We start from the raw sequence: 26,075 nt of genomic DNA on the forward strand, positions 1-26,075 counted from the left end.
TGATTTTCAGGTAGATAAGGTTCAAAAAAAAATCACTTTTTTTTTGAATATAGAGATTTTAACTAAGGATTTTGATAGGGCTCATGCCTTTTTTAAAGATTCTCCCCAATCATTTCCTTTGTTTATTGCCATCTTAAGCAGAATTATTCAGGATTGTTTCTGATGGTGGTAATGCGGATTTTTGCTCAAAGAATATAATCTTGTTGAATGAGCTTAAAAGGAGCTTAAATTATGCCCTCAATGCCATCTATAGACTTGGAAGTATTACTACTTTTATTGTAACTTGTCATTCGTTTTTTCCAGACAGAAAAGTATATGATAAATAAAATAGGTCAATTCCTTAAAAATCTTGGAGTTAAACTTTTTCGACTGATTTGGTTTCTACCAAACCTTTTATTAGAAAAAGCCCTTGGAAAACAGAAACTCACTGCTTTCTATCAACAATTTGACTCTTTTCAAGGTCTATTCAATGAAAAGAAAGATGAACTACTCGACAAGTTAGGAGTAGATAAAGAGGCACAATACTATCTTCAGGTTCGTAAACTATGGAAGGCTTTTGCTTGGACGGTATTTGCAGGCGTTTTTTTTATTTTTACCATAGAAAACAACTTCTTATGGCTTACTGGTGAGATGCCTTCAGTAGGAGAGTTGCAGAACCCCAAATTGTCTCAATCTTCAGAAATCTATTCTTCCGATGGGGTATTGTTAGGCAAGTTTTTCCAAGAAAATAGAACTCCTGTCAAAAACTTTCAAGAACTTTCTCCTTACTTGGTAAAAGCGCTAATTGCCACTGAAGATGCTCGTTTTTATGAGCATTCGGGTATTGATTATCGCGCGATGTTTGGTGTGGCTGTTGGGATTTTGAAAGGTGGCGAGCGAGGTGGTGGTAGTACCATTACACAGCAGTTGGCCAAAAACCTTTTTAAGACTCGAAAAAAAGAGGGCATAGCCAAAAAAGGTTTACTTGGGGTTATTCCTGGGGTAAAAACACTCGTTATCAAAACTAAAGAATGGCTAACGGCTATCAAACTGGAACGATATTACACCAAAGATGAAATCATTTTGTGGTACTTAAACACCGTTGATTTTGGGAGTAATTCTTATGGGATAAAGGTTGCGTCTAAGCGATATTTTAATACTTCTCCCGATAGTTTGAATGTTCAAGAGGCTGCCGTTTTGATTGGTATGCAAAAAGCTACTACTACGTACAATCCGATCAGATACAGAAATAAACCTTTGGATGAAAACAAATCTTGGAAAAGAAGAAATGTGGTATTGTCTCAAATGGTAAAATATGGCTTTTTGAAGCAAGCTCAGTATGACTCTTTAGCAACATTGCCGATTGTTCTAAAAGAGCATGAAGAGTCTCCTTACGATGGTACTGGTAACTATTTTAAAGTGGCCGTTGCGAAATACTTAAATGAATGGGCAGCAAAAAATGAAATTGAATTAGACTTGTATCGTGATGGCTTGAAAATTATCACTACCATTGACTCTCGACTACAAACTTACGCTGAGGACGCCGTATCTGAAGGCATGCGTAATATCCAAAAAACCTTCGATGGCCACTGGTCTGGTAAAAATCCATGGGTTGATGAAAAAGGAACCGAGATTCCTGGGTTTATAGATACAGTTGCCAAACGTACCGAATTTTATAAGTCTTTAGTAAAGCGTTTTCCGACCAATCAAGATTCTGTTTGGTACTACATGAAGAAGGTAAAACGCAAAATGTGGGTATATTCTCGTAATACGGGTGGCGAAGAGCAAATGGAAATGACACCTTACGACTCGATTCAGTATTACAAAAAATTCTTACAGGCCGGGATGATGACCATGGACCCCTTCACTGGACATATCAAAGCTTGGGTAGGAGGTTTGGATTTCAAATATTTCAAATACGACCACGTCAAACAAGGGAAGCGTCAGCCTGGTTCTACTTTCAAACCTTTTGTTTATACTGCGGCAATTGATGGTCCAAAAGACCTTTCGCCTTGTTATACAATGAAAGACGAACCTTTCGAAATTGAAGTAGAGGAAAAAGGAGAAATAAAACTGTGGCGACCAAACAACGCTGATGGTCGTTTTAGTTACCAAACTATGCCAATCAAACGTGCGTTGGCAAAATCTATTAACTCTATTACAGCAAGACTTACCGATGAGGTTGGCGCTGATACCGTAATGTATTATGCCAAACAAATGGGTATCGAGAGTCCATTGCGCCCAGTTGCCTCCATTGGTTTAGGTTCTTTTGATGTATCATTATATGAAATGGTGGGTGCATATTCAGCCTTCGTAAATGAAGGTATTCATGCTGAACCTTTATTAGTTTCCGAAATTCAAGATCAAAATGGTAATGTAATTCAACAGTTTGATCCTCAAATTAAGCGTGTAATTAAAAAGGAATCAGCTCAGCTATTACTCAATATGCTACAAGGAACAATCTATGAAGGTGGTACGGGTAGTAGCTTGTTATGGGGCGATGGAGCGAAGTTATTACCAGAAAAAAATCGCTATGCTCCAGCATTTGCAGGTAAAACGGGTACTACTTCTAACCATTCGGATGGTTGGTTTATGGGAATGACAACTAACCTTGTAACAGGTGTTTGGGTAGGAGGTGACGACCGATCCATACACTTCCGAACGGGTGCCTACGGGGAAGGCTCCAAAACTGCGATGCCTTTATATCGTAGGTTTATGCTGAAAGTCAAAGCAGACCCTGATTTGAAACAATATCATCCTGTACCTTTTGAAAAGTTAGATCAAAAGAAATTTTCGAAACAGTTTAATTGTACAGGAAACTGGTGGGGCGAAAGCCGTGCAGCTAATGATAGTACTGCCGTTTCAACTGATTCTTTAGGTGGTGGCAATGGGGCAGCCGTAGAGATAAAACCAGACTCTACCAACTAGCAAGACTTACCAGTATTTTGAAAAAAGAAAATTGTCTGTGCTTTATTTAAAGCACAACCTATAAAACAAAGATTATATAGGCACAGGGTAAATTTTGGTTTAAAGCTAAATAATACTCTGTGCCTATTACCTTTGTAAAAACAATAAAGAAATGATTACTAAAGAGGAAATAAAACTATACTTCGAAGGTTTGCAAGACCAAATTTGTACAGCTTTGGAACAAGCAGACGGTTCTGCTAAATTTCAGGAGGACTTATGGGTTCGTGAAGCTGGAGGCGGAGGTCGTAGTCGAGTGATTCAAAACGGAAATGTTATCGAAAAAGGTGGCGTTATGTTCTCGGCAGTATGGGGTGATTTACATGAGAAAATGTTGGCTTCGATGGGGCTGAAGGAAAAAGTAGACTTTTTTGCTACTGGTGTCTCTATTGTAATCCATCCGCAGAGCCCAATGGTACCTATAATTCACATGAATGTGCGTTATTTCGAAATGAGTAATGGCGTATTCTGGTTTGGAGGAGGTATCGACCTTACCCCACATTATATCGTTGATGAGGATGCACGTTGGTTTCATCAACAATTAAAGGATGTTTGCGATAAGTATAACCTTGATTATTATCCAAAATTTAAAGTTTGGGCAGATGATTATTTCTTCAATACACATCGTAATGAAACTCGTGGGGTTGGAGGTATTTTCTTTGATTATCAGAAAATTGATGAGACTCGTGATAAAAACCAATTATTCGAATTTGTAAAATCAGTAGGGGAGGCTTTTGCACCAATCTATACTTATTTTATGCATAAGAATAAGGATATTCCTTTTACTGAAAGAGAACGAGAATTTCAAGCCTTACGTCGTGGTCGATACGTCGAATTCAACTTAGTACATGACCGTGGAACAAAGTTTGGCTTGGAAACCAACGGCCGAACAGAATCTATTTTGATGAGTATGCCACCAATGGCTCAGTGGGTCTACAACTATCAAGCAGAAGAGGGTTCTGAAGAAGAACGCACGCTTTCTCTATTAAAAAAAGGAATTGAGTGGGTGTAGGGTGATTTGAAAATGTGGGATTTTGTAATTTGAAGATTTGAAAATTTGAAGATGTGGGGATTCTTTGATTTGAAAATTTGAAAATTTGAAAATTTGAAAATATGGGGATTTTGTAATTTGAAAATTTGAAGATGTGGGGATTCTTTGATTTGAAGATTTGAAGATTTGAAAATAATTTATATTCAAATCTTCAAATTTGAAAGATAGCCTATTATGATATGATAAAACTAACTTGTGATGCTATTATGTTAGATAGGAATGGTTTTAGGCACAAGGCAAAGAGTGTTAAACTGTTGATTATTAACGATGGATATGTGTTTGCTAAATCCCAAAATCTTCAAATTCCCAAATTTTCAAATTTCCAAATCCGCAAATTTTCAAATCTTCAAATTTCCAAATTTCCAAATCTTCAAATTTCCAAATCCCCAAATTTCCAAATTTTCAAATTTTCAAATCTTCAAATCCCCAAATTTTCCAATCATTAATATACATATTTCCCCTTTTCATTTACCTTAAATGATTTCAGTTGTCTGTGTGTTTCGAAATATTGGTAGCGAGGTTTCAATTGTGCCCAAAATAGATTCATGGCATCGCTATTGATAACTTTATTACCAAGCCAAGGACGCCAATATTCGATATATTCTGGACTTTTACTGTAAGCTTTTAATTCCTCAAAAGATTTTTCATCTAACCTTGCTGGGAAAATATCAACGGGGATTTTTTCTTGACCTGCATTTTTCGCTTCAATCGCTAGGATATAAACTTCTTTTATTTTTTCGTCTGTAATTGGAATACAGCCCGAGGTTATGTTAGTACCATGAATAAATATATCTGAGCCAGGTTTTGATTTATGACCCAAAATTCGGTCAGATTCATTCGGATAATTTAGTCCTAAGGAGAGGTAGAAACTACTCATAGGATTAAAACGATTGATATGATAAAACCCCTCGGGAATCTGCATATCTCCTTCTTTTCTTTTGGGTCCTAAGGATCCGCAGTAGCCTGCAAAAACATAATCTTTGACGTGCTGGAAAGTTTCGTCTGTGCGGTTTTTAGCCCAAATCTCTAAAGTTTTTTCGTTCTTTATGGCTCTAAAATACAACTCCAGTTGGCTAGGTTGTAAATGCTTAGAGGCTAATAAAGCAAAAACCGCTTCTGATTTTTGGTCATAAGCGGTTTGTACTCGGTCATATTTCAATTGCAATGCTTTGAAATCTTCTACCATAAATGCAGTTGTAAGTAAAATAGTGGCAATCAAGATGCCAGTGAATTTGAAGTTACGCAAGGCAATGAGGATTAAGTAAATTTGAAAATTCAACGTCATGAACTCGGTAACCTCAAGTGACTATTCAGCTTTCCAAACGATTTTCTTTTGTTTTCCTACGATAAATACGATACGAGTAGGGCTTGGTAATAAAACCAAACGAGCGTTTGCAGCAGGATCATCTACAAATTCCACCTCCACGCCTGCATCTCTACCGATTTCGATGGCACCATCGGCAGTCACAACGAATTTCTTCGCTAGATAGGCAGTTGGCAATAATACGTCAGACTCTGGGCAATATTCATCGTGTACTTCTTTCAAAATTCCTTCTAAATAGTCGCCATATTCGTCGTTGAAGTCATCTTCCAAGTCGTGAAGTGCTTCTTCAACATCGTCATAGTCAGCGTGGTCATAGCCCATTTGACTCAATTCAACTCTTTTCTCGAATAGGGCTAGTAAAGCTTCGTCTAATTTTTGCAAATCCATTGTTGGGAATGTTTCGTGTTTTATATATTCCGAAACGAGGTTCGGTTGATTACCACAAGTTTTAAGGTACTTGAGATAAAAGAAATTTCACAAAAATAACAAATGACCAGCAACCTTAAAGCATAATTTAAAAAAAATCACGGATTGCTTTACACCAAAAAGTTCAGAATCGATAAATCCCAAGGCTGATTGGCTTGATAGGTCATGTATCCTTTTTCGATAACCAAGGGCGAGGGGATATTGTTATCATAAAGTTGCCCTGTACCCAAACCTTGTGGAAGTGGATTGGCAAATTCGGCAGTAAATTGCGTAATCGCATTTAGGCCAACATTCGACTCTAGAGCCGAGGTCATCCACCAACCAATCTTTAGTCGGTTGGCATTTTCTATCCATTCACGACATTGCTGAAATCCGCCCACTAAGGTTGGCTTGAGGATAATATATTGAGGCATGATTTTTTTGAGCAATTTGTATTTCTCGGGATATTCCATCATGCCGATGAGTTCTTCATCGAGGGCAATTGGCAGAGGAGAACTTTGGCATAGTTCTGCCATGATTTCATGGTTGCCCTGTTTGATAGGTTGTTCAATTGAATGTAGCTCATATTCAGCTAAACGTTTGAGCTTTTCAAGTGCCGTATCAAAACCAAAAGCCCCATTGGCATCTACCCGAAGCGTAATTTCATCTTTGGAAAAATGTTTACGAATATAAGCCAACAACTCACATTCTTTCTCAAAATCGATTGCTCCCACTTTCATTTTGATGGTTGTATACCCAGCCGACAACTTTTCGTCTATCTGGCGAAGCATAAACGCTTTATCTCCCATCCAGATTAAGCCGTTGATGAGCAAATTGCGTTGATTTTGATGAAAAGCATTATCGAATACTACTCTTTTTCCACCATTCAGTAAATCCAACATGGCAGTTTCGAACCCAAATACTATCGAGGGAAAAGATTTATCTAACACTTGATCTAAAATAATACTCAAGTTCCAAGAAAATACTTCTAAGTCGAGTGTATTGAAATATTCACAGATACTTAAGAGTTGAAGCTCAAAATCTGGTCGGTCGTCTATGCTCAGTCCTTTCAGAGGTGCACATTCGCCCAATCCAAAAACCCCTGGATTTTCGGTATCGAAAATTTTTATAAAATAACTATCTTTTTCGGTAAGAACACCCCTTGAGGTTCCTGCCTCGAACTTGAAGTGGAGTGTATGTTTTGAAAAGACCGCTTTGAGACTCATTTTTATGTATTAATAAGGACGCAAATAGGAGAATGCTCCGTTTGGTTGATGACTGTTTTTCAGAAAAGGACGGATAAAAGTTTTGACTTAAAAGTCAAAAGAAAAAATTCCTCAGTTATCCTTTTGTTTTGTCCAAAGCTTGAAGAAAATCTACTTAGCATGGCAGTGTACAAAAATATTAAAAAACAATTTACGATTTTTTTACTTGGTAATAGATTGACTTTTAGAATATTGTCGAAAATTGTTTTGCCAGATACTCGTTAAACTTTCTTAAAAGGGAGGTGAAATTAGTAAAAAGTCGTTACTCTTTCAGATTTTTGTCTGGTAAAATCGGTCCAATAAGTGAATTTATTTAAAAATCGATGTCTAACTTGCTCAAGAATGTTGTTTTAACAGGTCTTCTACGACCTTTTTCCATACTCTATGGTTGGATTACCGCTTTCAGAAATCTACTTTTTGATTGGGGAGTACAATCGTCCAAATCTTTTGATTTACCTGTTATCAATGTCGGTAATATCACCGTTGGGGGCACTGGCAAAAGCCCGCATGTAGAATATTTGATTCGATTACTGCAGCCTTATTATTCGCTAGCAACTTTGAGTAGAGGCTATGGTCGTAAAACGCGGGGCTATTTATTAGCAAATCCTCATTCAACTGCAGAAGATATGGGCGACGAACCTATGCAATTTTATCAAAAATTTGGTCATCAAATTTCTGTTGCTGTATCCGAAAAACGTGTGCTTGGTGTTTCTGAATTACTAAAGGGAGTACATCCAGAGGTCATTTTGTTGGACGACGCCTTTCAGCATCGAGCCATCAAACCATCTTTAAATATTGTTTTGATAGATTACCAAAGACCCATCTTTCAAGATTTTCCCTTTCCTGCGGGAAGATTGCGTGAAAATCGCAGCGGTTTGAAAAGAGCTGATATTGTCATTGTTTCGAAATGCCCTCAAAACTTTGGGAATGCACAACGTTTAGGTTTTATTCAGAAGCTGAAACCATACCTTCATGAAGCATGTCCTGTCTTTTTTTCTTCTATTCGGTATGGAGAAGTAACCTCATGTGTAGATGATTGGGTTTTACAAAAGCCGATTAAAGTAGTTCTTCTTTCAGGTATTGCCCAACCAATACTTTTTGAGGCCTATGCCAAACAAACCTTTGAAGTGCTAGAGAGTATTAATTATCCCGATCATTATGCCTATTCGAAAGCAGATATTGAAAAAGTTTTAAATATATTGGAAAAAAATGAAGTCTGCGCCAAAGGTATTTTGATGACTGAAAAAGATATGGTAAAAATAAAACCTTTACTATCTGATTTTCCTGAAAAACAACATCTTTTCTTTTATTTACCTATTCAGATAGGCTTTGATGCAACACAAAAAAAGCAATTTGATGAGTTGATTTTGAATCATTGTCAAATGTACATCTCTTAATTCTCACAGATATTATACCGAAGGATTCGGATAATGGATTAATTTTGCAGCGTGAAAACATCGCAATATCTTATACTCGTACTTACACTGCTGTTTTCGGGCAGTATTTTTTCCCAAACCACTACTAGTAATACATTTTCTACGAGTGGCTTAGGGAACAATAACGGCTTTCCACCAGCCCAAACCCAACAAAAAAAGACCAATCAAAAAGGAGGTTTAGATGATTCTACCAAGGTCATTTACGGGCCTACTTCGAGTCGCTATTTTTTAGAAGAGGATGTTTTTAATAATAGAAAAACACTTTTTACCATCGACACGCTTTTAAAGGGTTTTCATAACTATAGTCCCATTTTACAGCGCAATAATACCTACGTCGACTTGGGTTTATTAGGTACAGCTTCGCGCCCTTTGTTTTATCAAGCTCCCGACCAACTAGGTACTCGAATTGGATATGATGCCTATCAGCTTTACGCAATCGAGCCAAAAGATGTAAAATATTACAATACCAAATCTCCATATTCTGATATCTATTATGTGACTGGCGGTAAGGGACAAGATATTTTGAATTTTGACTTTAACCGAAACATCGATTCTCTCTGGAATGTGGGGTTGACCTTGCATAGAATTACTGCTACGAAGGCCTTAGTAGGTGGTACCACCACCGGTACTATTCCTAATGCTATTGGACACTGGGAATTTATGCTACATTCTAATTATCAGAGTAAAAATAAGAAGTACAGTATTATGGGCTATCTCAACCGTTTCGACCATAATATTATTGAAGAAGGTGGCGTCGCTCCAAATGGCGTTACATACGATTCATTGTTATTGTATGATGACAATAATGCTATTTTGACCTCAGCTAATAGCCGTGATACTTGGAATAATGTACATATATATCACGAATATGCGGGTTATAAAGCTTTTCAAATTTTTCAAACCTTAGATTTCGAAAGTAGAAAAAATCAGTTCAAAGATAAAGCCTACGCTAATAGTTTAACAAATAAGTTTTATGCCTCTAGTTATTTAACTAGTCCAACTAGTACCGATACTTTGTATAATGGTTTTAGTTCAAGTACATTCCAGCACAAATCAGGGATTAAAGGTTTTTATAGAGGTTTTAATTATCGTCTACATTTTCGACAGCGAATTTTAAATTATACCAACTTGTTGAATAATGACAAACTGAGTCGCAGCGAAAACTTTTTGGGTGTTTGGTTAAATCAGTATTTAAAAGATAGCACAAGATTCTTTGCGGAGGGTGAATATCATATCGGAAGTGGTTATCGATTAAATGCAGAGCTAAAAGGGAAATGGCTCAATTTTGGAGGAACATTTTTTAGGAATGTTCCGACTTTGGCGCAACAATATATGTACAATAGCTCGTATAGATGGCTTAATGATACGCTCCCGCAGGCAAGTCAACTAAAAAACTTGCAAGTGCTAAGCTTTTATGCCAATGGTACCTTGAAGGTGAAGAAGTTTGTTTTTAGCCCATTTGCGAGTTTCCAAACGATAGATAATTATATTTATTTTGATCAAAAGGCGGTTGTTAAACAATCGACAGGTAGCCCAATTGCGATTTTCAAAGCAGGTGGAAGTATTGGTTTTCAGTCTGGTAAATTTACCAATATCAACAATATCTATTGGGCCTATACCAAAAGTTCTGATTTAATCCGTATGCCAGCCATTACGATAAACTCTCGTCTGGCCTTAGATATTTTATATGCCAAAGTCCTGTATATTCAAGCAGGTTTGGAATTATATTATAAGTCTGGCTATTATGGCGATGCCTATATGCCCGCTACACAACAATTCTACTTACAAGATACTCAGTACCTAAATAGTAATTTCCAAGCAGATATTTTTGCCGACATGCGTATCAATCGGGTACGTGTATTTTTCAAAGTGTCTCATGTCAATCATCGACTGTTAGGCTATAATGGCTATTACATGTCGCCAGGTTATGCAGGAGTAGGTAGAACTATCGGCTTTGGGGTAAGATGGCTGTTGTTTGATTAATTTAACGAAAGAATGCTAAACTTAAATTTTGGATGATTCAGTCCATAAGCTGTGGATCTTAGGCAAAAGCATTTTATGAATTTATGAAAAATATTTTTGCATAAAGCCAAATTGCAAATAGTTGATTTTAGTTTTTCATTACAACCTGACATCTAATAACCGATATTCAATTAACAGATAGCGTCTATTGCTCAAGAATCTTAATTTTAAACTTCCATGCTTGGACTTAAGCTTCCGACCGACCCTCGTTGGGTAAATATTGCAGAAAAAAATATAGCAGAAATTCTTGTTGACCATGCTTATTGCGAGCAAAAAGCGGCCTCTTCTTGTATTTCATTGATTATTCAATATCCCGAAAGAGAAAAGCTAAGAGAAGTACTAATGCCCGTAGTTTCGGAGGAATGGGCACACTTTCGCATGGTGATTCGGGAGCTCGATAAAAGAGGCTTAACTCTCGGAAAACAACGCAAAGATGAATACGTAATCCAACTGAATGCCAATATCCGACATGGAGGTACACAAGATCAACAGTTGGGAGAGCGACTTTTTATCAATGCACTCATCGAAGCCCGTAGCTGTGAGCGTTTTAGAATATTGTCTCAAGAAATTCAGGATGAATCTTTGAGAGTCTTTTACCATGAATTAATGATTTCTGAGGCAGGTCATTATGTTAATTTTATAGACCTTGCTAAAGAATATCTCCCTGCCGAATACGTCAAACAACGTTGGAATGAATGGCTCGAAATAGAAGCCAATATTATTACCAACTTAGAAATTCGTGGCGATAGAGTTCATTAGTGGAGTTTTAAGTTGTGAATGATGAATTGTGAATGATGAATTAGGATTGTCCGAAGGATTTTATATTGTTCGGAAGAGTTCATTTCATGAACATTTTTGCAGTAGCGGCAACCCTTGCGGTTGCCCAACTCAACATGGCAACCGCAAGGGTTGCCGCTACTGCAAAAATGCTCAGGAAATGAATGTTTCTGAACAAGATGAAATCCTTCGTATATTACTAATTCACAACTCATAATTCATACTTGAAGATTAATCAATCATTAGACTAGTTCCAGTAGTCGACATGAGAAGCTATTTAATCTGAAAGAAGTATTTTATTACTGGACAAAATGAGTAGGTGTCATTCAGTTGTTTGGACTGTTTCATTGCATTTTTTAACAGTTTTTAACTGTTAAAAAATGAGTCCAAGACTAAGTCTTGAACTAGTAAAGTGCAAAATAAGATTGAATTTGATAGGTTCGGTGCTGTTAGTCAAAGCTTTAGAAAGAAATGTTTCTTTGAACTCCTAAGAAATATTTTTGCCGAGAGCCCATAGCTAAAAGCCGAAAGCCAGATACTTGAATTTCATTCAGCACTAAAATTTTTATCACTCTAAAAATTAAATTTCCTTAACTAATTCGTCAACCCTTAAAGCCCAAACGTAAAATGAAAAAAATCCAGGCATAAAAAAAGACAAGAGTGGTTCCAGCACTCTTGCCCTCGAATTTATTCGTTTCGTCACACCGCTCGGCAGCGGTGGTGAGAAAATATTGTCTTATCCCTCCATTTCAAAAAAGAATAAAACCCTATCAAAGGTATGACAGAAAATTATCGAATCAAAGAATTAATCCTTCGAATTATGCGGTTTACGATGTTTCAAGCCATCATAATTATGGTGTTTACAGGAATTATTCACGCCCATGTAAATCTTGCACAAGGTATTCTAAATCAGAATATTGCCGTCAAGGTAGAGAACGTGAAATTAAAGGCTGCTTTAACGCAACTAGAAAAAGAAGCAAAGGTGAAGTTTGTATATAGTAGTAGCCAAATCAATATCAACCAAATTGTATCTCTTAACTCTTCGAAAGAAACGCTAGGGAGTGCTTTGGAGGTGCTTTTGAAACCTCTTGGTATCAAATTTTCGGTACAAGACAATCGTATGATTATTTTGTCGAGAGTAGTAGACAACAATTTGAATTTGTTAAAAGCAAACGGCTTGCCCAATGCCCAAGCAGAAAGCAACCAAGGAGAAGAAGTTACAGGAACCGTTGTCGCTGCCGAATCTGGGGAGCCGCTTATTGGGGTTTCGGTGACAGCGAAGGGTACACCTTTTGGTACCATTACTGACGAAAAAGGTAGATTTAGAGTCGTGGCGAAAAAAGGCTATGTGCTATTATTTACCTATGTTGGTTATGAATCGTATAGTGTTACCGTTGGAAGTGCAACGAATCTCAAAATTTCGTTGAAACAAGCACTTCGTTCATTAGACGAGGTGGTGGTAATTGGCTACGGAACTTCTTCCAAAAGAATCAATACAGGTTCGGTAACGTCGATTACTTCGGCCGAAATCGGGAAACAGCCAGTATCAAACGTTTTAGCTGCTTTACCCGGGCGTATTGCGGGGGCACAAATTGCGCAAAATAATGGTTTGCCGGGGAGTGCCGTCCAAATTCAAATTCGTGGTCAGGGGTCATTGTCATCAGGAACAATTCCTTTGTATGTAATTGATGGTGTGCCGTTTACCAATTTTAATGGTGGTAGCCCCGCAACTGATAACCTTAATGCTTTTGGTATTTCGGGGGCTAATGGCGGTATTAGTCCATTTAGCATGATTAATCCCAACGATATTGAACGAATTGATATTTTGAAAGATGCCGATGCAACCGCTATTTATGGTTCTCGTGGCGCTAATGGTGTGGTCTTGATTACAACAAAAAGAGGACAGTCTGGTAAAACAAAATTTGATGTAAACGCTTCAACAGGTTTTACAGAACTAAACCGCTTTATACCAATGCTTAGTCCAGAGCAATATTATGATCTGAGAACACAGGCATTTAGAAACGATGGTGTTACACCCAATACCAGCAATGCGCCAGATTTAACCTTATGGGATAAAACGAAAACAACCGACTGGCAGAAGTACTTCTTGGGAGGTACAGGCAAAGTAAGTGATGTACAAACGTCATTGTCTGGTGGTGATGCTTTTACCAAATTTATGTTCAATTTGGGGTATCGTAACGAAACTACGATTTTCCCGGGAGATTACTCAAGTACAAGATTTTCGAGTAGATTAAATCTTGACCATAGCACTAGAAATAAAAAATTGAATTTTACTTTGGCCTTAAGTTATTCTAAGGATAAAACAAATTTGCCGCAAAGCGATTTGACCTCAGTATATAATTTACCTCCAAACTTACCGCTGTATGATGCTAATGGGAAATTGTTTTGGTCAAATAACTTCACCAATCCTTTGTCGACTTTGATGCGTCAGAACAATGCCAATACAACCAATTTGATTAGTAATGCAACGGTTCGTTATAATGTTACGAAAGGATTAAACTTAAAGGCAAATTTTGGATATACTGTTACTGATTTGGAGCAGAAAAACTTGACTCCTGCTTCGGTGTTAAACCCAGCATCGAACCCGACAAGTACTTTAAATTTTGCCGATACTAGGGCTCAAAATTATATTATTGAACCAACGGCGGAGTATGTAAAAGAAATTGGCAAAGGCAAACTTTTGGCAGTGGTAGGAGCAAGCTGGCAACATAATACTTCTAATGGGTTTTATTTGACAGGTTCCAATTACAGTACAGAGGCGTTGTTGAATACCCTTTCTGGCGCGGGTTTAATAACTGTTAATTACAATAACATTGTTGAATACAAGTACAATGCAATATTTGGTCGTTTAAATTATGATTGGCAAGGCAAATATTTTGTCAATGCAACTTTCCGTCGTGATGGTTCTTCAAGATTTGGTCCTAACAATCGTTTTGGTAATTTTGGTGCATTGGGTGCCGCTTGGGTATTTTCACAGGAGGATTTTGCCAAAAGTATCTCAGCTTTGAGCTTCGGTAAATTACGTGCAAGTTATGGGACAACTGGCAATGACCAGATTTCAAACTATTTGTATCTGCCACTTTATAACACTTCAACCACCTATTTGAGTAATCCGTCATTGATTCCTTTGACTTTACCAAATGCCGATATTCAATGGGAAACTACCAAGAAGTTTGAAGCAGCCTTGGAATTAGGTTTCTTAAAAGATAAAGTATTGTTTACAGCTGAATATTACAACAACCGCTCAGATAATCAGATAGGTTCTTTACGTGTTCCAACCCAAAGTGGATATAATTCCATTCAAGCAAACTTACCAGCTTTGATTGAAAATAGTGGTTGGGAATTTGAGGTAAATACCACGAATATTTCTCGTGGAGATTGGAAATGGACAACTACTTTCAATATTACCTTGCCTCAAAATAAGCTACTCAAATTTGATGGTATAGAAAACACTTTTTCAAGTAGCTCTTATGTCATTGGTCAGCCAATCAATTTTACCCGTTTATTACATTTTATTGGTGTAGACTCAAAAACAGGGGCTGCTCAGTACGAAGACATCAACAAGGACGGTATCGTAGATTTTAATGACAGATATGTTGCCAAAATAGGCACACCCTATTATGGTGGTTTGGGCAACTCAGTTTCGTACAAAGGATTCCAATTTGATATTTTCTTCCAATTCAATCATCGTTTCGGACAAACCAATATCATCAACACAAGGCCAGGAGCACTTACCAACCAAAATACCTCTTATCTGAATATTTGGAAACAAGAAGGTGATATGGCGAGTCTTCCAGGGGCATCGGCTACCGCAGGTACAGCAATTGCCAGTTCTTACAATTTCTTTAGCTCATCGGATGTTTTTTGGGGTGATGCTTCCTACTTGAAAATGCGCTCCGCAAGTGTTTCGTACCAGTTCCCAAGTCAAATTGCTAAAGCGATTGGTATGACCAACTGCCGTGTGTTTGTTCAAGGACAAAATTTGTTTACTTGGTCAAAAAACAAATACATTTTTGATACAGAGACACAAGTTCAAGGTGGTCCCTCTGGTTTGGGAACAGGAACAATCGGGCAAGTATTGCCTCCACTCAGAACCATCATGTTAGGACTTAACTGCTCATTTTAATAGAAATTACTATGATTACTATACATAAATTTAAAAGTGGTTTTTTGGCATCAGCCATCGCTATTTCGACTTTGTTTAGCTCTTGTGAGTCCTTTGTCGAGTTAGGAGCACCTCCAACCCAAGTTGTTTCTCAGGATGTTTTCAAGGCAGATGCTACCGCAACTAGTGCTGTGCTTGGATTGTATTCTACTGGTATAATGACCAATTTTGTGCAAGCAAGTACTTTTTTTACTGGTATATCTGCTGATGATATTCAGTACAATACCGTGAATGCTTCCTACGACGAGTTTGAAAAAAATGCTATTACAAATACCAATTCTTTGGTAGAAAATTCGATTTGGCTTATTGCTTATCAGGAAATCAAAAATGCCAATAACGCTATTGCTGGTCTGAATCAATCACAAACATTGACGCCGTCGATAAAAGACCAGTTGTTAGGTGAGGCAAAATTTATTCGTGCCCTAACTTACTTTTATTTGGTAAATTTATTTGGGGACGTACCTATGCCGCTAACCGCTGACGCTGATTATGCTACCAATGCGATTTTGCCAAGAACGCCAGCAGCTGATGTTTGGAAACAAATCATTACCGATTTGAAAGAAGCACAAGCGCAACTTCCTGCTACTTACGCGGGAACGTTTAAGGCCAGAGCCAATAAACATGCTGCGTCAACTTTGTTAGCAAGAGCATATTTGTATACAAAAGACTGGGCAAATGCTGAAACTAATGCTACCTCTGTGATCAGCTCGCAAGCCTATACTTTACCAGCATTGGCAGACGTATTTGTGAATACAAGTAACGAAATTATTTGGCAACAAGCTAATCTAACTGGAGTATCAACTTTCGGGGCTAACTTCCTAGCGGCGTCTGGTGTTATTCCTGCCTACACGCTTGTAGATACTCTCTACAAGTCATTTGAGGATGCTGATTTAAGAAAAACAAACTGGGCAGGTGTTACGACTGTAGGTGGTGTAAGATATTACTTTATCAATAAGTACAAGGTAAGAACTGGTACAGGAAATGAATACAATGTAGGTTTACGTTTTGCCGAATTGTATTTAATTGATGCAGAAGCTAAAGCTCAGCAAGGTAAAATTGCGGAGGCCAAAGCCGAGGTAGATATTATCCGTAAAAGAGCAGGATTAGCTCCGTTATCTTCTAACATTACCAAAGAACAGTTGTTATTAGCAATAGAAAAAGAGAGAAAGCTAGAACTATTTGGAGAATGGGGACATCGTTGGCTTGATTTGAAACGTACAGGTCGTGCCGATGCTGTTTTGGGAGGAATGAGAAAAAATACTTGGAAATCAACCTCTGTATTATTCCCAATTCCCGAAAATCAGCGTGCAGCTAATAAAAATTTGACTCAAAACCCAGGTTATTAGGTGTTCATGTAGAATTGTGAGTTAGTAGTATATCCATTTCGGATATCGGATGTTGGATTGCGGAAGTGTATTCTTTCATGTTTTGAAAAATTAGAGGTATTTTACTCTATTTTCGAAATCAGAAATCCCAAATCTGAAATTGTTTGATATCCTTGGTGCACAACTAACTCACGACTCATAAATCATCATTTTCAAAGTTTAACCGATTCTTTTATGAAAAAAATATTCTTGACGATGAGCATCAGTATGCTCGCTGTCTCAACGCTTTTTGCGCAAAAAAAAGCCATTACAACTGATAAATACTATATTTCTGGCAAAATCTCAGGCCTTAAAAATGAGAAAGTGTATTTGTCAACTTATAATGGGAAAGGCTTTGATATAGACTCATTGATTAGCTCTGATGGTACTTTTACTTTTCAAGGAGAAATCAAACACCCTGCGATTTACAACCTCTATCTTGTCCCTAAAAAAGAGAGTGCTCGTATATTTGTTCAAAGTGGTAAAATTACCCTTATGGCATCAAGAGATTCCATCAGTAAAGCAATTGTCAAAGGTTCTAAAATGCATGATGATTGGTTGATACATCGTAAGCAAATGGATGGAGCGCATGCACTTATGGGCAAAGCGGATAAAATGTTTTGGGAGACTAGACAAACTAAAATGCCTGATAGCTTGGCTATTCGTGAAAAAGCAAGTAGACTCTTCCGTCATGGCGAAAGCTATGCAGATAGCGTTTGTAAGCAATTTATCTCTACTCGTCCTACTTCTTTGATTAGCCCATTTATTATTTATAGTTATTTTACAAGACCAGGTTCTGAGGAAAAAGCAAAAGAATATTACGGTTATTTGGCAAAAAATGCACAAGAATCATACTATGGAAAAGAAGTGAAATCCTTTTTGGACAAAGCTGCAAAAGTAGATGTGGGTCGTATGGCACCAGTGTTTTCAATGGCTGATTCCTCTGGAAAAACCTTTAACTTGGCCTCACTCAAAGGTAAATATGTCCTTGTAGATTTCTGGGCAAGCTGGTGTGGGCCTTGCCGAAAAGAGAACCCAAATGTGGTAAAGGCGTATAATCAGTATCGTGATAAAAACTTCGAAATCGTAGGGGTATCCCTCGACGATAAAAAAGCCAATTGGTTAAAAGCAATTGACACAGATAAACTAACTTGGATTCATGTTTCAGACCTAAAAGGTTGGCAAAATGAAGCGGCTAAATTGTATGTGGTTGCAGCAGTTCCGATGAATTTTTTACTGGACAAAAATGGTAAAATCATTGCGAAAAACCTCCGAGGCGAAGATTTGGAGAAAAAACTGGCAGAGTTAGTGAAAGAATAAATAGGAGAGGTAAGGTGTTGTTATACATAGATTTAAGTAAAAGGAAAGATTAAATTAATAGTATCTCAAAGGTAAAAGTTGAGTATAACCTTTTGATTATGATTGCATTACTATAACTGATACACTGTTAACTAAGAACGTCTTTTTACTTAATCTCCGTTTAAAACCGTTTGCAACAATTGCTCCCTTGGACGAACCTGACAATAAATCCTTGAATAATCAGATGAATGACATATTTCAGTACTACATTCACTGAACTGTTGCAACGGTTTTAAAGTATGATTCAATTAAAATCTATCTCTTTTTATCATTGTAAAATTTTCTTGTGAGAAATCTCCAAAAAATGATTAACTTATTCATCAATAAACCTTATAACGTTGTATGAAAAAAATCTTCACCTTTTGCTTTGTGTGCCTCTTCATTGGTGCTCATGCTCAAATCAAAAAGCCTGTAAAATGGTCATTTAAAGCTACTTCTCTGTCAAATATGGAGATTCAAATATCCTTCATTGCTACCATCGACAAGCATTGGCATATTTATTCGCAACATATCGCTGAGGGCGGTCCTGTGCCGACAAAGTTTAAACTTACTCCTTCAGCTGATTTTGAATTGTTAGGTGGGGTTTCGGAAGATAGTAAAGTCATAAAAGCTTTTGACCAAACTTTTGGAATGGACTTATTGTGGTTTGAAAAATCGGCAATTTTTTCTCAAAAGATTAAAGTAAAAAATACAAGCGCCATCGTCAAGGGTTCGGTCGAGTTTATGGTGTGTGACGATACCCAATGTCTTCCTCCCGATGAGTTGGAGTTTTCGATTCCTGTAAAGGTGGAGGAAGAAAAAAGTTCGAAGAAGGATACTAGTCTTGTCACAATTCCCCAGAAGGATACGGTGATTCAAGAAGCTAGTACAGCGACTCTTCCTGTTGCCAGTGTAGATACTGCCAGTAAGGCACAAATCAGTTCCACAACATTGCCTCCCAAAGAGGAGCAACAAGCACTGTGGTTAACCTTCGTGGCTGGTTTATTAGGTGGTTTTGCAGCCTTGTTGATGCCTTGTATTTTTCCGATGTTGCCTATGACGGTTAGTTTCTTCACCAAACAAGCTAGCTCAAAGTCAAATGGCATTACCAAATCATTGGTGTATGGTTTGTCGATTATTGTGATATATGTTGCCTTGGGATTATTGATAACGGTATTTTTTGGCGCAGACGCCCTCAACGACCTCTCGACCAATGGAATCTTCAACTTGGTCTTTTTTGTTATGCTGATTGTTTTTGCTGCTTCCTTTTTTGGCGCATTCGAAATTATGTTACCAGCGTCGTGGCTTAATGCCTCGGATAAAGGCGCCGATAAAGGCGGATATTTGGGGATTTTCTTTATGGCAACGACGCTTGCGCTAGTCTCTTTTTCATGTACAGGGCCTATCATCGGAACGCTATTGGTACAAGCTGCCACGATGGGGCAACTATTAGGCCCAGCCATCGGAATGTTTGGATTTGCCTTGGCTTTGGCCTTACCGTTTACCCTGTTTGCCATGTTTCCATCATGGATGAACGCTTTGCCAAAATCAGGTGGTTGGTTAAATTCTGTCAAAATTGTCTTGGGCTTTTTGGAAATAGCCTTGGCCTTGAAATTTTTGTCAAATGTAGATTTAGCTTACCATTGGCAGTGGTTCGACCGTGAGATATTTTTGACCCTCTGGATTGCTATTTTTGCTTTATTGACGCTTTATCTTTTGGGCAAAATTCAATTTTCTCACGATTCACCCGTGGCGTATTTATCAGTGCCACGTTTATTTTTGGCGATTATTTCTTTGGCATTTACCGTATATATGGTGCCAGGTTTGTGGGGTGCTCCGCTCGACTCGATAGCAGCCTTTTTACCACCACAACATACCCAAGATTTTGATTTGTACACACAAAAAATTGGCTCAAACAATCCACAAGCGAGTCAGCACCCAGTTCGAAAATACGGGGAGATTTTTCATGCACCACTCAATCTTGACACTTTCTTTGACTATGAGGAAGGAATGGCGTATGCAAAAGCCAATCACAAACCCGTCATGATAGATTTTACGGGTCATGCCTGCGTTAATTGTCGCAAAATGGAGGCGACAGTTTGGTCCAAGCCTGCTGTATTAAATCGTCTACAAAATGACTATGTGATTATCCAGCTGTATGTAGATGACAAAACCGAATTGGCAAAGCCAGAGCAATATTTTTCTACCTATAGCCAAAAACAGATTGCGACTATTGGTAAAAAATGGAGTGAAATGCAGGCAAAGCAGTTCAATACCAATTCCCAGCCATATTATGTCTTACTTGACAACGAAGGACAGACTTTAGTAAAGCCACAAGGTGCCAATTATGACGAAAACAACTTTATATCTTTTCTTGAAAGTGGTTTAAAAGCTTATCATACTAGATAAGTAATCATGCACAATTAGATTTAACTTTTGTGTTTTAGGCATAAGGCAACAGGCACTAGGCAAAGAGTGTTAAAATGTTTTTTAGTAACGATAGATATATTTTTGCCGAAGGCTCAAAGCTGAAAGCCGAATGCTCAAAAATTAAATTTTATTTTGCGTTAATACTTAAGAAGGTAGGTAGTCGGGAAAAGGTAATGGCACTTGGCAAAAGTGTTATTTTGTTCATCTGCTACGTTTTTGTATTGCTTTCTTTTGTAATAAAGTAGTAGTTCATGGTTGGTTTTATGTCCAACAAAAGTTTTTATTTAGTTAAGGTAAAAGACGCAAAAAGCTACAGCTATGATATAGTGTAGCTTTTTTTTGCTAAAATTCTTGTTTTTACAAAGGGTTAACCCAAAGTTGAAATTTAATTATACTTATCACTCGCAACTCCTAATTACTTCGTATTTTCTTTGACGATTTTTAAGATTTCATCAAATTTATAAACAGCAATACTTCCATCACTTATCTGAATTTTAACATAATTATTTGGGATTTGCTCCATAATTATTCCTTTTACTGTGCTTCCGTCTTTGAGATATATCACATCTATGAGTGTTTGTGGGGTAGAAATAACTTCATCCTGATGGAAATTCTGGCAAGAACCATAATTAACCGTGTAAATATATGTTTTATAATCCATCTTACTAACGCCAGGTTCATGCTCATCAGGCTTGTAGAGGGCTCCCGAAGCAAGGTCGATAATTACACCATAAGGTATTGGGACTCCTCCTATACCTGTAAAAAAAACTAGTGAGGAAGCAAAGGCCCAACCTCTAAATTTCCTTCCTTTGAATGGGATGTGTTTGGTTTCACAACCATCGGCTTTGAGCGAAATTACCACGTTATTGGCGTTTTTTCGACTCATTTTTACAATGCCTTGGCCGCGTCCAGCATACACATCACTTACAAAAATTTGTGCATTGGGGTTGTCGACTACACGGATATGAGCAGTGTATTTGGAAGAGCCAATTATTGAAGCACAGCTCGATAATAAGGATTCAGCAATAACTAAGGTAGAAAAAAGATAAATTGTAGATTTTTTCATGTTGTTGTAAATTGTGGTATGTTATAGGAAAGGCTTAAGAAGAGCAGAACACTAAAACATAGATGATTTATGGAAAAGCAAATAGTATTTTAATAGATTCCTGAAATTAGCAAAAAAGAAATATTTAGTTACATAATTATAAGAAAAATTTAGGTGAAGAATTGAAAATAATTTTGCTTAAATTAACTACATGTTTTCAAAGATGAGCCTCTTACAATTAATTCAGAACGAACTACTAAGGTGCTGATTGGATTAATTTTGGAATCACCGTCTAGTTGTTCGATAAGATTTTTGGCTGCAATTTCGCCTACGTCTATCCCCGGATAGTCGATGGTTGTGAGTTGTGGTTCGATGATTTTACCAATAGCATCATTGTTAAAGCCTACAATTGCAATGTCTTTAGGAATGTTTATGCCATTTTCCTTTAGCGTTTTCATACAAACTGCCGCCGAAAAATCATTGGTAATAAATGCACCATCGGGGCGTGGATTCATCTGTAAAATATACTCTGCGGCTTCAACGCCACATTGTTCGCTTAAATCTTTAATCAAAATATTGCTTTCAACAAAGGGTAGACCAGCTTCCTCAAGGGCGTCTCGGTAACCTTTATAACGTTGTAGATAAACGTTGCGAGTCAGACTCGCGGTAACTAACATAATGTTTTTACAACCCTGTTCTATCAAGTGTTTGGTCGCTTGATAACCACATTTATAATTATCGATAATCACTTTGGCACTGTCCGAACGCTCCTCGACGCGGTCAAAAAATATTACTGGAATATGCTTGTCATGATATTGCTTGTAATGATTGAGATTAGGCGTGTTGAGGGCTAAAGAAGCAATCAATCCATCCACTCGTTTATGAAAGAGATTAGTGGCGTTGGCAACTTCTTTTTCATAGCTCTCATACGAGTGAGCAATAATCAAATCATAGCCAGCTTCGGTGGTGATTTTTTCGATGCCTGCCAACACTGAAGTTATAAAGTTGCTATTCAGTTCATGCACAATCACACCAATCGTATTGGTTTTTTGTCTGCGAAGATTACTGGCGATAATATTTCTACGGTATCCCAATTCGATGGCTGTCTCCAAAATCTTCTTTCTAGTCTCCTTTTTAATCGCAGGATGATCTTGCAATCCACGACTCACTGTAGCCGACGAAATATTCAACTTTTGGGCAATATCGTATATGGTTGTTTCTTTCTTTGTGTTCTTCATATCGCAAACGTTTGCGTAAAAATACTAAAAAAAATCTTTTCTTTAAGGAAGACTCAGGATAAGCCATTCTACCCAAATTTTAACATAAGATATTATCAGAATTGTCAGATTTTTTTAAGGTAAATATCTGGTAATAAGGGTTTTGCTTTATTTGTTTCTTTCTTTTTTACTAGAGTGCCTATCTGAATGTATCCGATTGCATAAAATTATACTTATTTTTTTATTTTATGAATAACTTAACACTTTGGCTCCCTTGAAATTTGATATTTGCCAATAAATAATTTGTCTTTTTACAAGTATAAATAAAAATAATCTTTTTGAAAAATCTTATAATTGAATTTTATCAAAGAATTATTATGAAATACTTTCATTTAAAAATTTATGCAATCGATTGTATTTTTATCGTTTTTATTTAATTTTGCAATCGTTGGATTTGTACAATTTTGGAAATAGCAGTTTGTCGAAGATTTTATAAAATCAACTAAAACGTTTTCTAAACTTTAACTTATGATTTTGAAAAGATGCGTGCTGTGGATATTGATATGCTTTATGTTTTGGCTGATTAATATCCCATCTTTGGCTCAAACCGCCGAGCGATATAAAATCAATAAAGGTTGGCGTTTTGAAAGATTCGAAACGTCTCCAGATGACATCCAATACGATGTTCGTCCTGAGGTGACTGATCGTAATGATAACATCGTTGCTGATAGTAAACCAACAGAATCTGTAAGTATCAAATCAAGCAATCATACACTCAAAGCATGGATATTGCCAACTGCCAATAATTTCATTAAAGACGCTTCAAAGCATTATCTAAAACCCACAGTTGAACCTGTGGTTACAACGCCATTGATTGATAAAAATTTCGATGACAGTCATTGGCAATATGTCAATTTACCACATGACTGGGCTATCAAATTACCTTTTTATAAGGGCGAAAATGTACCTGTTGGTGGTGGTATGGGACGCTTACCTGTACAAGGAATTGGCTGGTATCGCAAAAAACTAAGATTTGAAGCTCAAGACGCTCAAAAGAAGATTTATCTGGATATTGATGGCGCTATGTCCTACAGTATGGTCTGGCTCAATGGTAAACTAGTAGGAGGGTGGCCTTATGGGTATAATTCTTACAGATTGGATTTGACACCTTATATTCAATTTGGGCAAGAAAATCAGTTGGCTATTCGAATTGATAATCCTACCAACTCTGCTCGATGGTACCCTGGTGGTGGTATTTATCGCAATATATGGATTGCTAAAGTAAATCCTGTTCATATAGCCCATTGGGGTACATTTGTGAAGACACCATCAGTGTCAGCAAAGAAAGCGAATATCGATATTTCTGTATTATTGAAAAATGAAAGTTCTCAAAATCAGTCCGTCGAGCTAATTACAGAGATTTATTTATTGGATAAAAATGCACAAAAACTGCTCAAGAAAGTTGCAACGTCATCCAAAAAGGAGATTGTGCTGGAGGCCAATCAGCAGGCGAAGGTTCAGCAAGAAGTCTCTTTGATAAATCCTGTATTGTGGTACCCTCTGCCTACAACAAACCAGCAGTTGTATCTCGCCAAAACTACGGTTTTTCAAAACAGTAAATCCATAGAAATCTATGATACTAAATTTGGGATTCGCTCGGTAAAATTTGATTCCAACAAGGGCTTATTAGTCAATGGAAAATCCGTAAAAATTCAAGGTGTAAATCAGCATCATGACTTAGGTGCGTTAGGGGCGGCTTTCAACGTTCGCGCAGCTGAACGCCAGCTAGAAATCTTGCGCGAATTGGGTTGTAACGCCATTCGTATGTCGCACAATCCTCCCGCTGAGGAGCTTTTGGATTTGACAGATAGAATGGGCTTCTTGGTCATCGATGAGGTTTTTGACAGTTGGGAAAGAAAGAAAACCCCTTTGGATTTTCATTTGATTTTTCCAGAATGGCATGAGCCAGATACCAGATCTTTTATTCGTAGAGATAAAAATCATCCCTCGGTCATTGCTTGGAGCATTGGGAATGAAGTAGGCGAGCAATACACTGAGGAGGCTGGTGCTAAAATTGCTCAAAAATTGTATGAGATTGCTAAAGACGAAGATGATACTCGACCCATTACCGCCTCGATGAATTATGCCAAACCGCAGATGCCATTTCCAAAGGTTTTTGATATAATTAGCCTCAATTATCAAGGTGAAGGCATCCGAGATGCACCTGCCTACGCTCATCTGAAAGGTATCCGAACCTCGCCTTTATATCCTGCATTTCAAAAACAATTTCCTGATAAGCTGATACTTAGTAGCGAAACAGCTTCTGCCTTGAGTACTCGTGGTACCTATATTTTTCCAGTGGCGAAAGAAAATAGCGCTCCAGTTTCAGAAGGGGTGGGAGGGAACGGAACCACACAGCAAGTAAGTGGATATGAGCTCTATACCGCGGCATTTGGAGCTTCACCAGATAAGGTGTTTTCTTCTCAAGACAAACATCCTTTTGTGGCTGGCGAATTTGTTTGGACAGGTTGGGATTATATTGGTGAGCCAACGCCGTATTATTCAGCACGTAGTTCCTATTCTGGAATTATTGACTTAGCAGGATTTAAGAAAGACCGCTACTATTTGTATCAAGCCCGATGGAGACCTGAACTTAAATTTGCTCATATTTTACCACATTGGAATTGGCCAGAAAGAGTTGGGCAAATTACGCCTGTTCATGTGTTTTCCTCTGCCGACGAAGCCGAACTTTTTCTGAATGGTAGGTCTTTAGGACGGAAGAAAAAAACAGCATTCGAATATCGCTTCCGTTGGGATGATGTGATTTATGAAGCTGGAAAATTAGAAGTAATAACCTACAAAAATGCTAAGGAATGGGCTAGAGATGTGGTTCGCACAACGGGAATACCTACAAAATTAAAGCTTAATGTTGATAGAAAACAAATCAATAACAAGGGCGATGATTTGGCTTTTGTTGAGCTGAGCGTTCTTGATGCACAGGGAAACATGGTACCTACGGCTAATCAGGAGGTTGAGTTTGAGGTATTGGGAAATGGTGAACTTGTGGCAACGGATAACGGCGACCCTGCCGATTTGAATTCTTTTGTTTTACCTAAAAGAAAAACTTACAGCGGTTTAGCCCTAGCAATTGTAAAAGCGAAAGAGGGAAAAAAAGGATCTATAACCGTCCGTGCCACATCCAAAGGATTGCAGTCCGACGAAATCATTATTCAAAGTGTTGAATTTTAAATAAAACATGATGTCAAATATTG

The 26,075-nt window shown here is 37.6% G+C and carries 15 protein-coding genes; 10 read left to right on the forward strand and 5 right to left on the reverse strand.

The window, feature by feature from the left end; genetic code table 11:
- The first annotated feature begins 315 nt into the window (after positions 1 to 315).
- Both ACOVQ4_RS14205 and hemF read left to right on the forward strand, forming a co-directional pair.
- Complete coding sequence (locus tag ACOVQ4_RS14205; RefSeq protein WP_421821289.1) at positions 316 to 2,907, forward strand: penicillin-binding protein 1A; 2,592 nt, start codon at positions 316 to 318, stop codon at positions 2,905 to 2,907.
- A 151-nt stretch (positions 2,908 to 3,058) separates the two neighbouring features.
- Complete coding sequence (hemF, locus tag ACOVQ4_RS14210; RefSeq protein ID WP_421821290.1) at positions 3,059 to 3,955, forward strand: oxygen-dependent coproporphyrinogen oxidase; 897 nt, start codon at positions 3,059 to 3,061, stop codon at positions 3,953 to 3,955.
- A gap of 481 nt (positions 3,956 to 4,436) precedes the next feature.
- Here hemF and ACOVQ4_RS14215 read toward each other — a convergent pair whose 3' ends face one another.
- From ACOVQ4_RS14215 to ACOVQ4_RS14225, 3 genes are all read right to left on the reverse strand, one after another.
- Positions 4,437 to 5,279: a L,D-transpeptidase family protein gene (locus ACOVQ4_RS14215; protein WP_421821291.1), complete on the reverse strand. Its 843-nt coding sequence runs from the start codon at positions 5,277 to 5,279 to the stop codon at positions 4,437 to 4,439.
- Between the two features lie 21 nt (positions 5,280 to 5,300).
- Positions 5,301 to 5,705, reverse strand: coding sequence for a hypothetical protein (locus ACOVQ4_RS14220; RefSeq protein WP_421821292.1), 405 nt, complete (start codon positions 5,703 to 5,705; stop codon positions 5,301 to 5,303).
- Between the two features lie 149 nt (positions 5,706 to 5,854).
- Complete coding sequence (locus tag ACOVQ4_RS14225) at positions 5,855 to 6,949, reverse strand: o-succinylbenzoate synthase (RefSeq protein ID WP_421821293.1); 1,095 nt, start codon at positions 6,947 to 6,949, stop codon at positions 5,855 to 5,857.
- A 362-nt stretch (positions 6,950 to 7,311) separates the two neighbouring features.
- Between ACOVQ4_RS14225 and lpxK the strand changes: the two genes are divergently transcribed.
- The 7 genes from lpxK to ACOVQ4_RS14260 all read left to right on the forward strand — a co-directional run bounded on the left by lpxK (position 7,312) and on the right by ACOVQ4_RS14260 (position 20,520).
- Complete coding sequence (gene lpxK / locus ACOVQ4_RS14230; protein WP_421821294.1) at positions 7,312 to 8,385, forward strand: tetraacyldisaccharide 4'-kinase; 1,074 nt, start codon at positions 7,312 to 7,314, stop codon at positions 8,383 to 8,385.
- Positions 8,386 to 8,436: 51 nt separating this feature from the next.
- Positions 8,437 to 10,407, forward strand: a complete 1,971-nt coding sequence (locus ACOVQ4_RS14235) for a putative porin (protein ID WP_421821295.1) — start codon at positions 8,437 to 8,439, stop codon at positions 10,405 to 10,407.
- A gap of 216 nt (positions 10,408 to 10,623) precedes the next feature.
- A complete protein-coding gene (locus ACOVQ4_RS14240) occupies positions 10,624 to 11,205 on the forward strand; it encodes a tRNA-(ms[2]io[6]A)-hydroxylase (RefSeq protein WP_421821296.1) in 582 nt (193 codons plus the stop codon).
- Between the two features lie 796 nt (positions 11,206 to 12,001).
- Complete coding sequence (locus ACOVQ4_RS14245) at positions 12,002 to 15,370, forward strand: TonB-dependent receptor (protein WP_421821297.1); 3,369 nt, start codon at positions 12,002 to 12,004, stop codon at positions 15,368 to 15,370.
- Between the two features lie 11 nt (positions 15,371 to 15,381).
- The gene (locus tag ACOVQ4_RS14250) at positions 15,382 to 16,755 is read left to right on the forward strand and encodes a RagB/SusD family nutrient uptake outer membrane protein (RefSeq protein WP_421821298.1); all 1,374 of its coding nucleotides are present in this window, start codon (positions 15,382 to 15,384) and stop codon (positions 16,753 to 16,755) included.
- A 213-nt stretch (positions 16,756 to 16,968) separates the two neighbouring features.
- A complete protein-coding gene (locus tag ACOVQ4_RS14255; protein ID WP_421821299.1) occupies positions 16,969 to 18,093 on the forward strand; it encodes a redoxin domain-containing protein in 1,125 nt (374 codons plus the stop codon).
- 381 nt (positions 18,094 to 18,474) lie between these two features.
- Positions 18,475 to 20,520: a protein-disulfide reductase DsbD family protein gene (locus tag ACOVQ4_RS14260; RefSeq protein WP_421821300.1), complete on the forward strand. Its 2,046-nt coding sequence runs from the start codon at positions 18,475 to 18,477 to the stop codon at positions 20,518 to 20,520.
- 436 nt (positions 20,521 to 20,956) lie between these two features.
- On the opposite strand, the gene ACOVQ4_RS14265 is transcribed toward ACOVQ4_RS14260, so the two are convergent.
- Entirely contained in the window at positions 20,957 to 21,607 is a 651-nt protein-coding gene (locus ACOVQ4_RS14265) for a hypothetical protein (RefSeq protein WP_421821301.1), read from the reverse strand.
- A gap of 182 nt (positions 21,608 to 21,789) precedes the next feature.
- Positions 21,790 to 22,824, reverse strand: coding sequence for a LacI family DNA-binding transcriptional regulator (locus ACOVQ4_RS14270; RefSeq protein WP_421821302.1), 1,035 nt, complete (start codon positions 22,822 to 22,824; stop codon positions 21,790 to 21,792).
- A 507-nt stretch (positions 22,825 to 23,331) separates the two neighbouring features.
- On the opposite strand from ACOVQ4_RS14270, the gene galB reads away from it, so the two are divergent.
- A complete protein-coding gene (galB, locus tag ACOVQ4_RS14275) occupies positions 23,332 to 26,052 on the forward strand; it encodes a beta-galactosidase GalB (RefSeq protein ID WP_421821303.1) in 2,721 nt (906 codons plus the stop codon).
- Positions 26,053 to 26,075 lie beyond the last annotated feature (23 nt).

It is taken from the genome of Flectobacillus sp. (assembly GCF_049240685.1).
Taxonomy (GTDB): domain Bacteria; phylum Bacteroidota; class Bacteroidia; order Cytophagales; family Spirosomataceae; genus Flectobacillus.

Excerpts from the sequence above, each read along its gene's own strand:
- ACOVQ4_RS14245 (WP_421821297.1), top strand. The coding sequence starts at position 12,002 with ATGACAGAAAATTATCGAATCAAAGAATTAATCCTTCGAATTATGCGG.
- galB (WP_421821303.1), top strand. The coding sequence starts at position 23,332 with ATGATTTTGAAAAGATGCGTGCTGTGGATATTGATATGCTTTATGTTT.
- ACOVQ4_RS14270 (WP_421821302.1), bottom strand. The coding sequence starts at position 22,824 with ATGAAGAACACAAAGAAAGAAACAACCATATACGATATTGCCCAAAAG.
- ACOVQ4_RS14215 (WP_421821291.1), bottom strand. The coding sequence starts at position 5,279 with ATGACGTTGAATTTTCAAATTTACTTAATCCTCATTGCCTTGCGTAAC.
- ACOVQ4_RS14240 (WP_421821296.1), top strand. The coding sequence starts at position 10,624 with ATGCTTGGACTTAAGCTTCCGACCGACCCTCGTTGGGTAAATATTGCA.
- ACOVQ4_RS14205 (WP_421821289.1), top strand. The coding sequence starts at position 316 with ATGATAAATAAAATAGGTCAATTCCTTAAAAATCTTGGAGTTAAACTT.
- ACOVQ4_RS14265 (WP_421821301.1), bottom strand. The coding sequence starts at position 21,607 with ATGAAAAAATCTACAATTTATCTTTTTTCTACCTTAGTTATTGCTGAA.
- ACOVQ4_RS14255 (WP_421821299.1), top strand. The coding sequence starts at position 16,969 with ATGAAAAAAATATTCTTGACGATGAGCATCAGTATGCTCGCTGTCTCA.
- ACOVQ4_RS14220 (WP_421821292.1), bottom strand. The coding sequence starts at position 5,705 with ATGGATTTGCAAAAATTAGACGAAGCTTTACTAGCCCTATTCGAGAAA.
- hemF (WP_421821290.1), top strand. The coding sequence starts at position 3,059 with ATGATTACTAAAGAGGAAATAAAACTATACTTCGAAGGTTTGCAAGAC.
- ACOVQ4_RS14250 (WP_421821298.1), top strand. The coding sequence starts at position 15,382 with ATGATTACTATACATAAATTTAAAAGTGGTTTTTTGGCATCAGCCATC.
- ACOVQ4_RS14225 (WP_421821293.1), bottom strand. The coding sequence starts at position 6,949 with ATGAGTCTCAAAGCGGTCTTTTCAAAACATACACTCCACTTCAAGTTC.
- lpxK (WP_421821294.1), top strand. The coding sequence starts at position 7,312 with ATGTCTAACTTGCTCAAGAATGTTGTTTTAACAGGTCTTCTACGACCT.
- ACOVQ4_RS14260 (WP_421821300.1), top strand. The coding sequence starts at position 18,475 with ATGAAAAAAATCTTCACCTTTTGCTTTGTGTGCCTCTTCATTGGTGCT.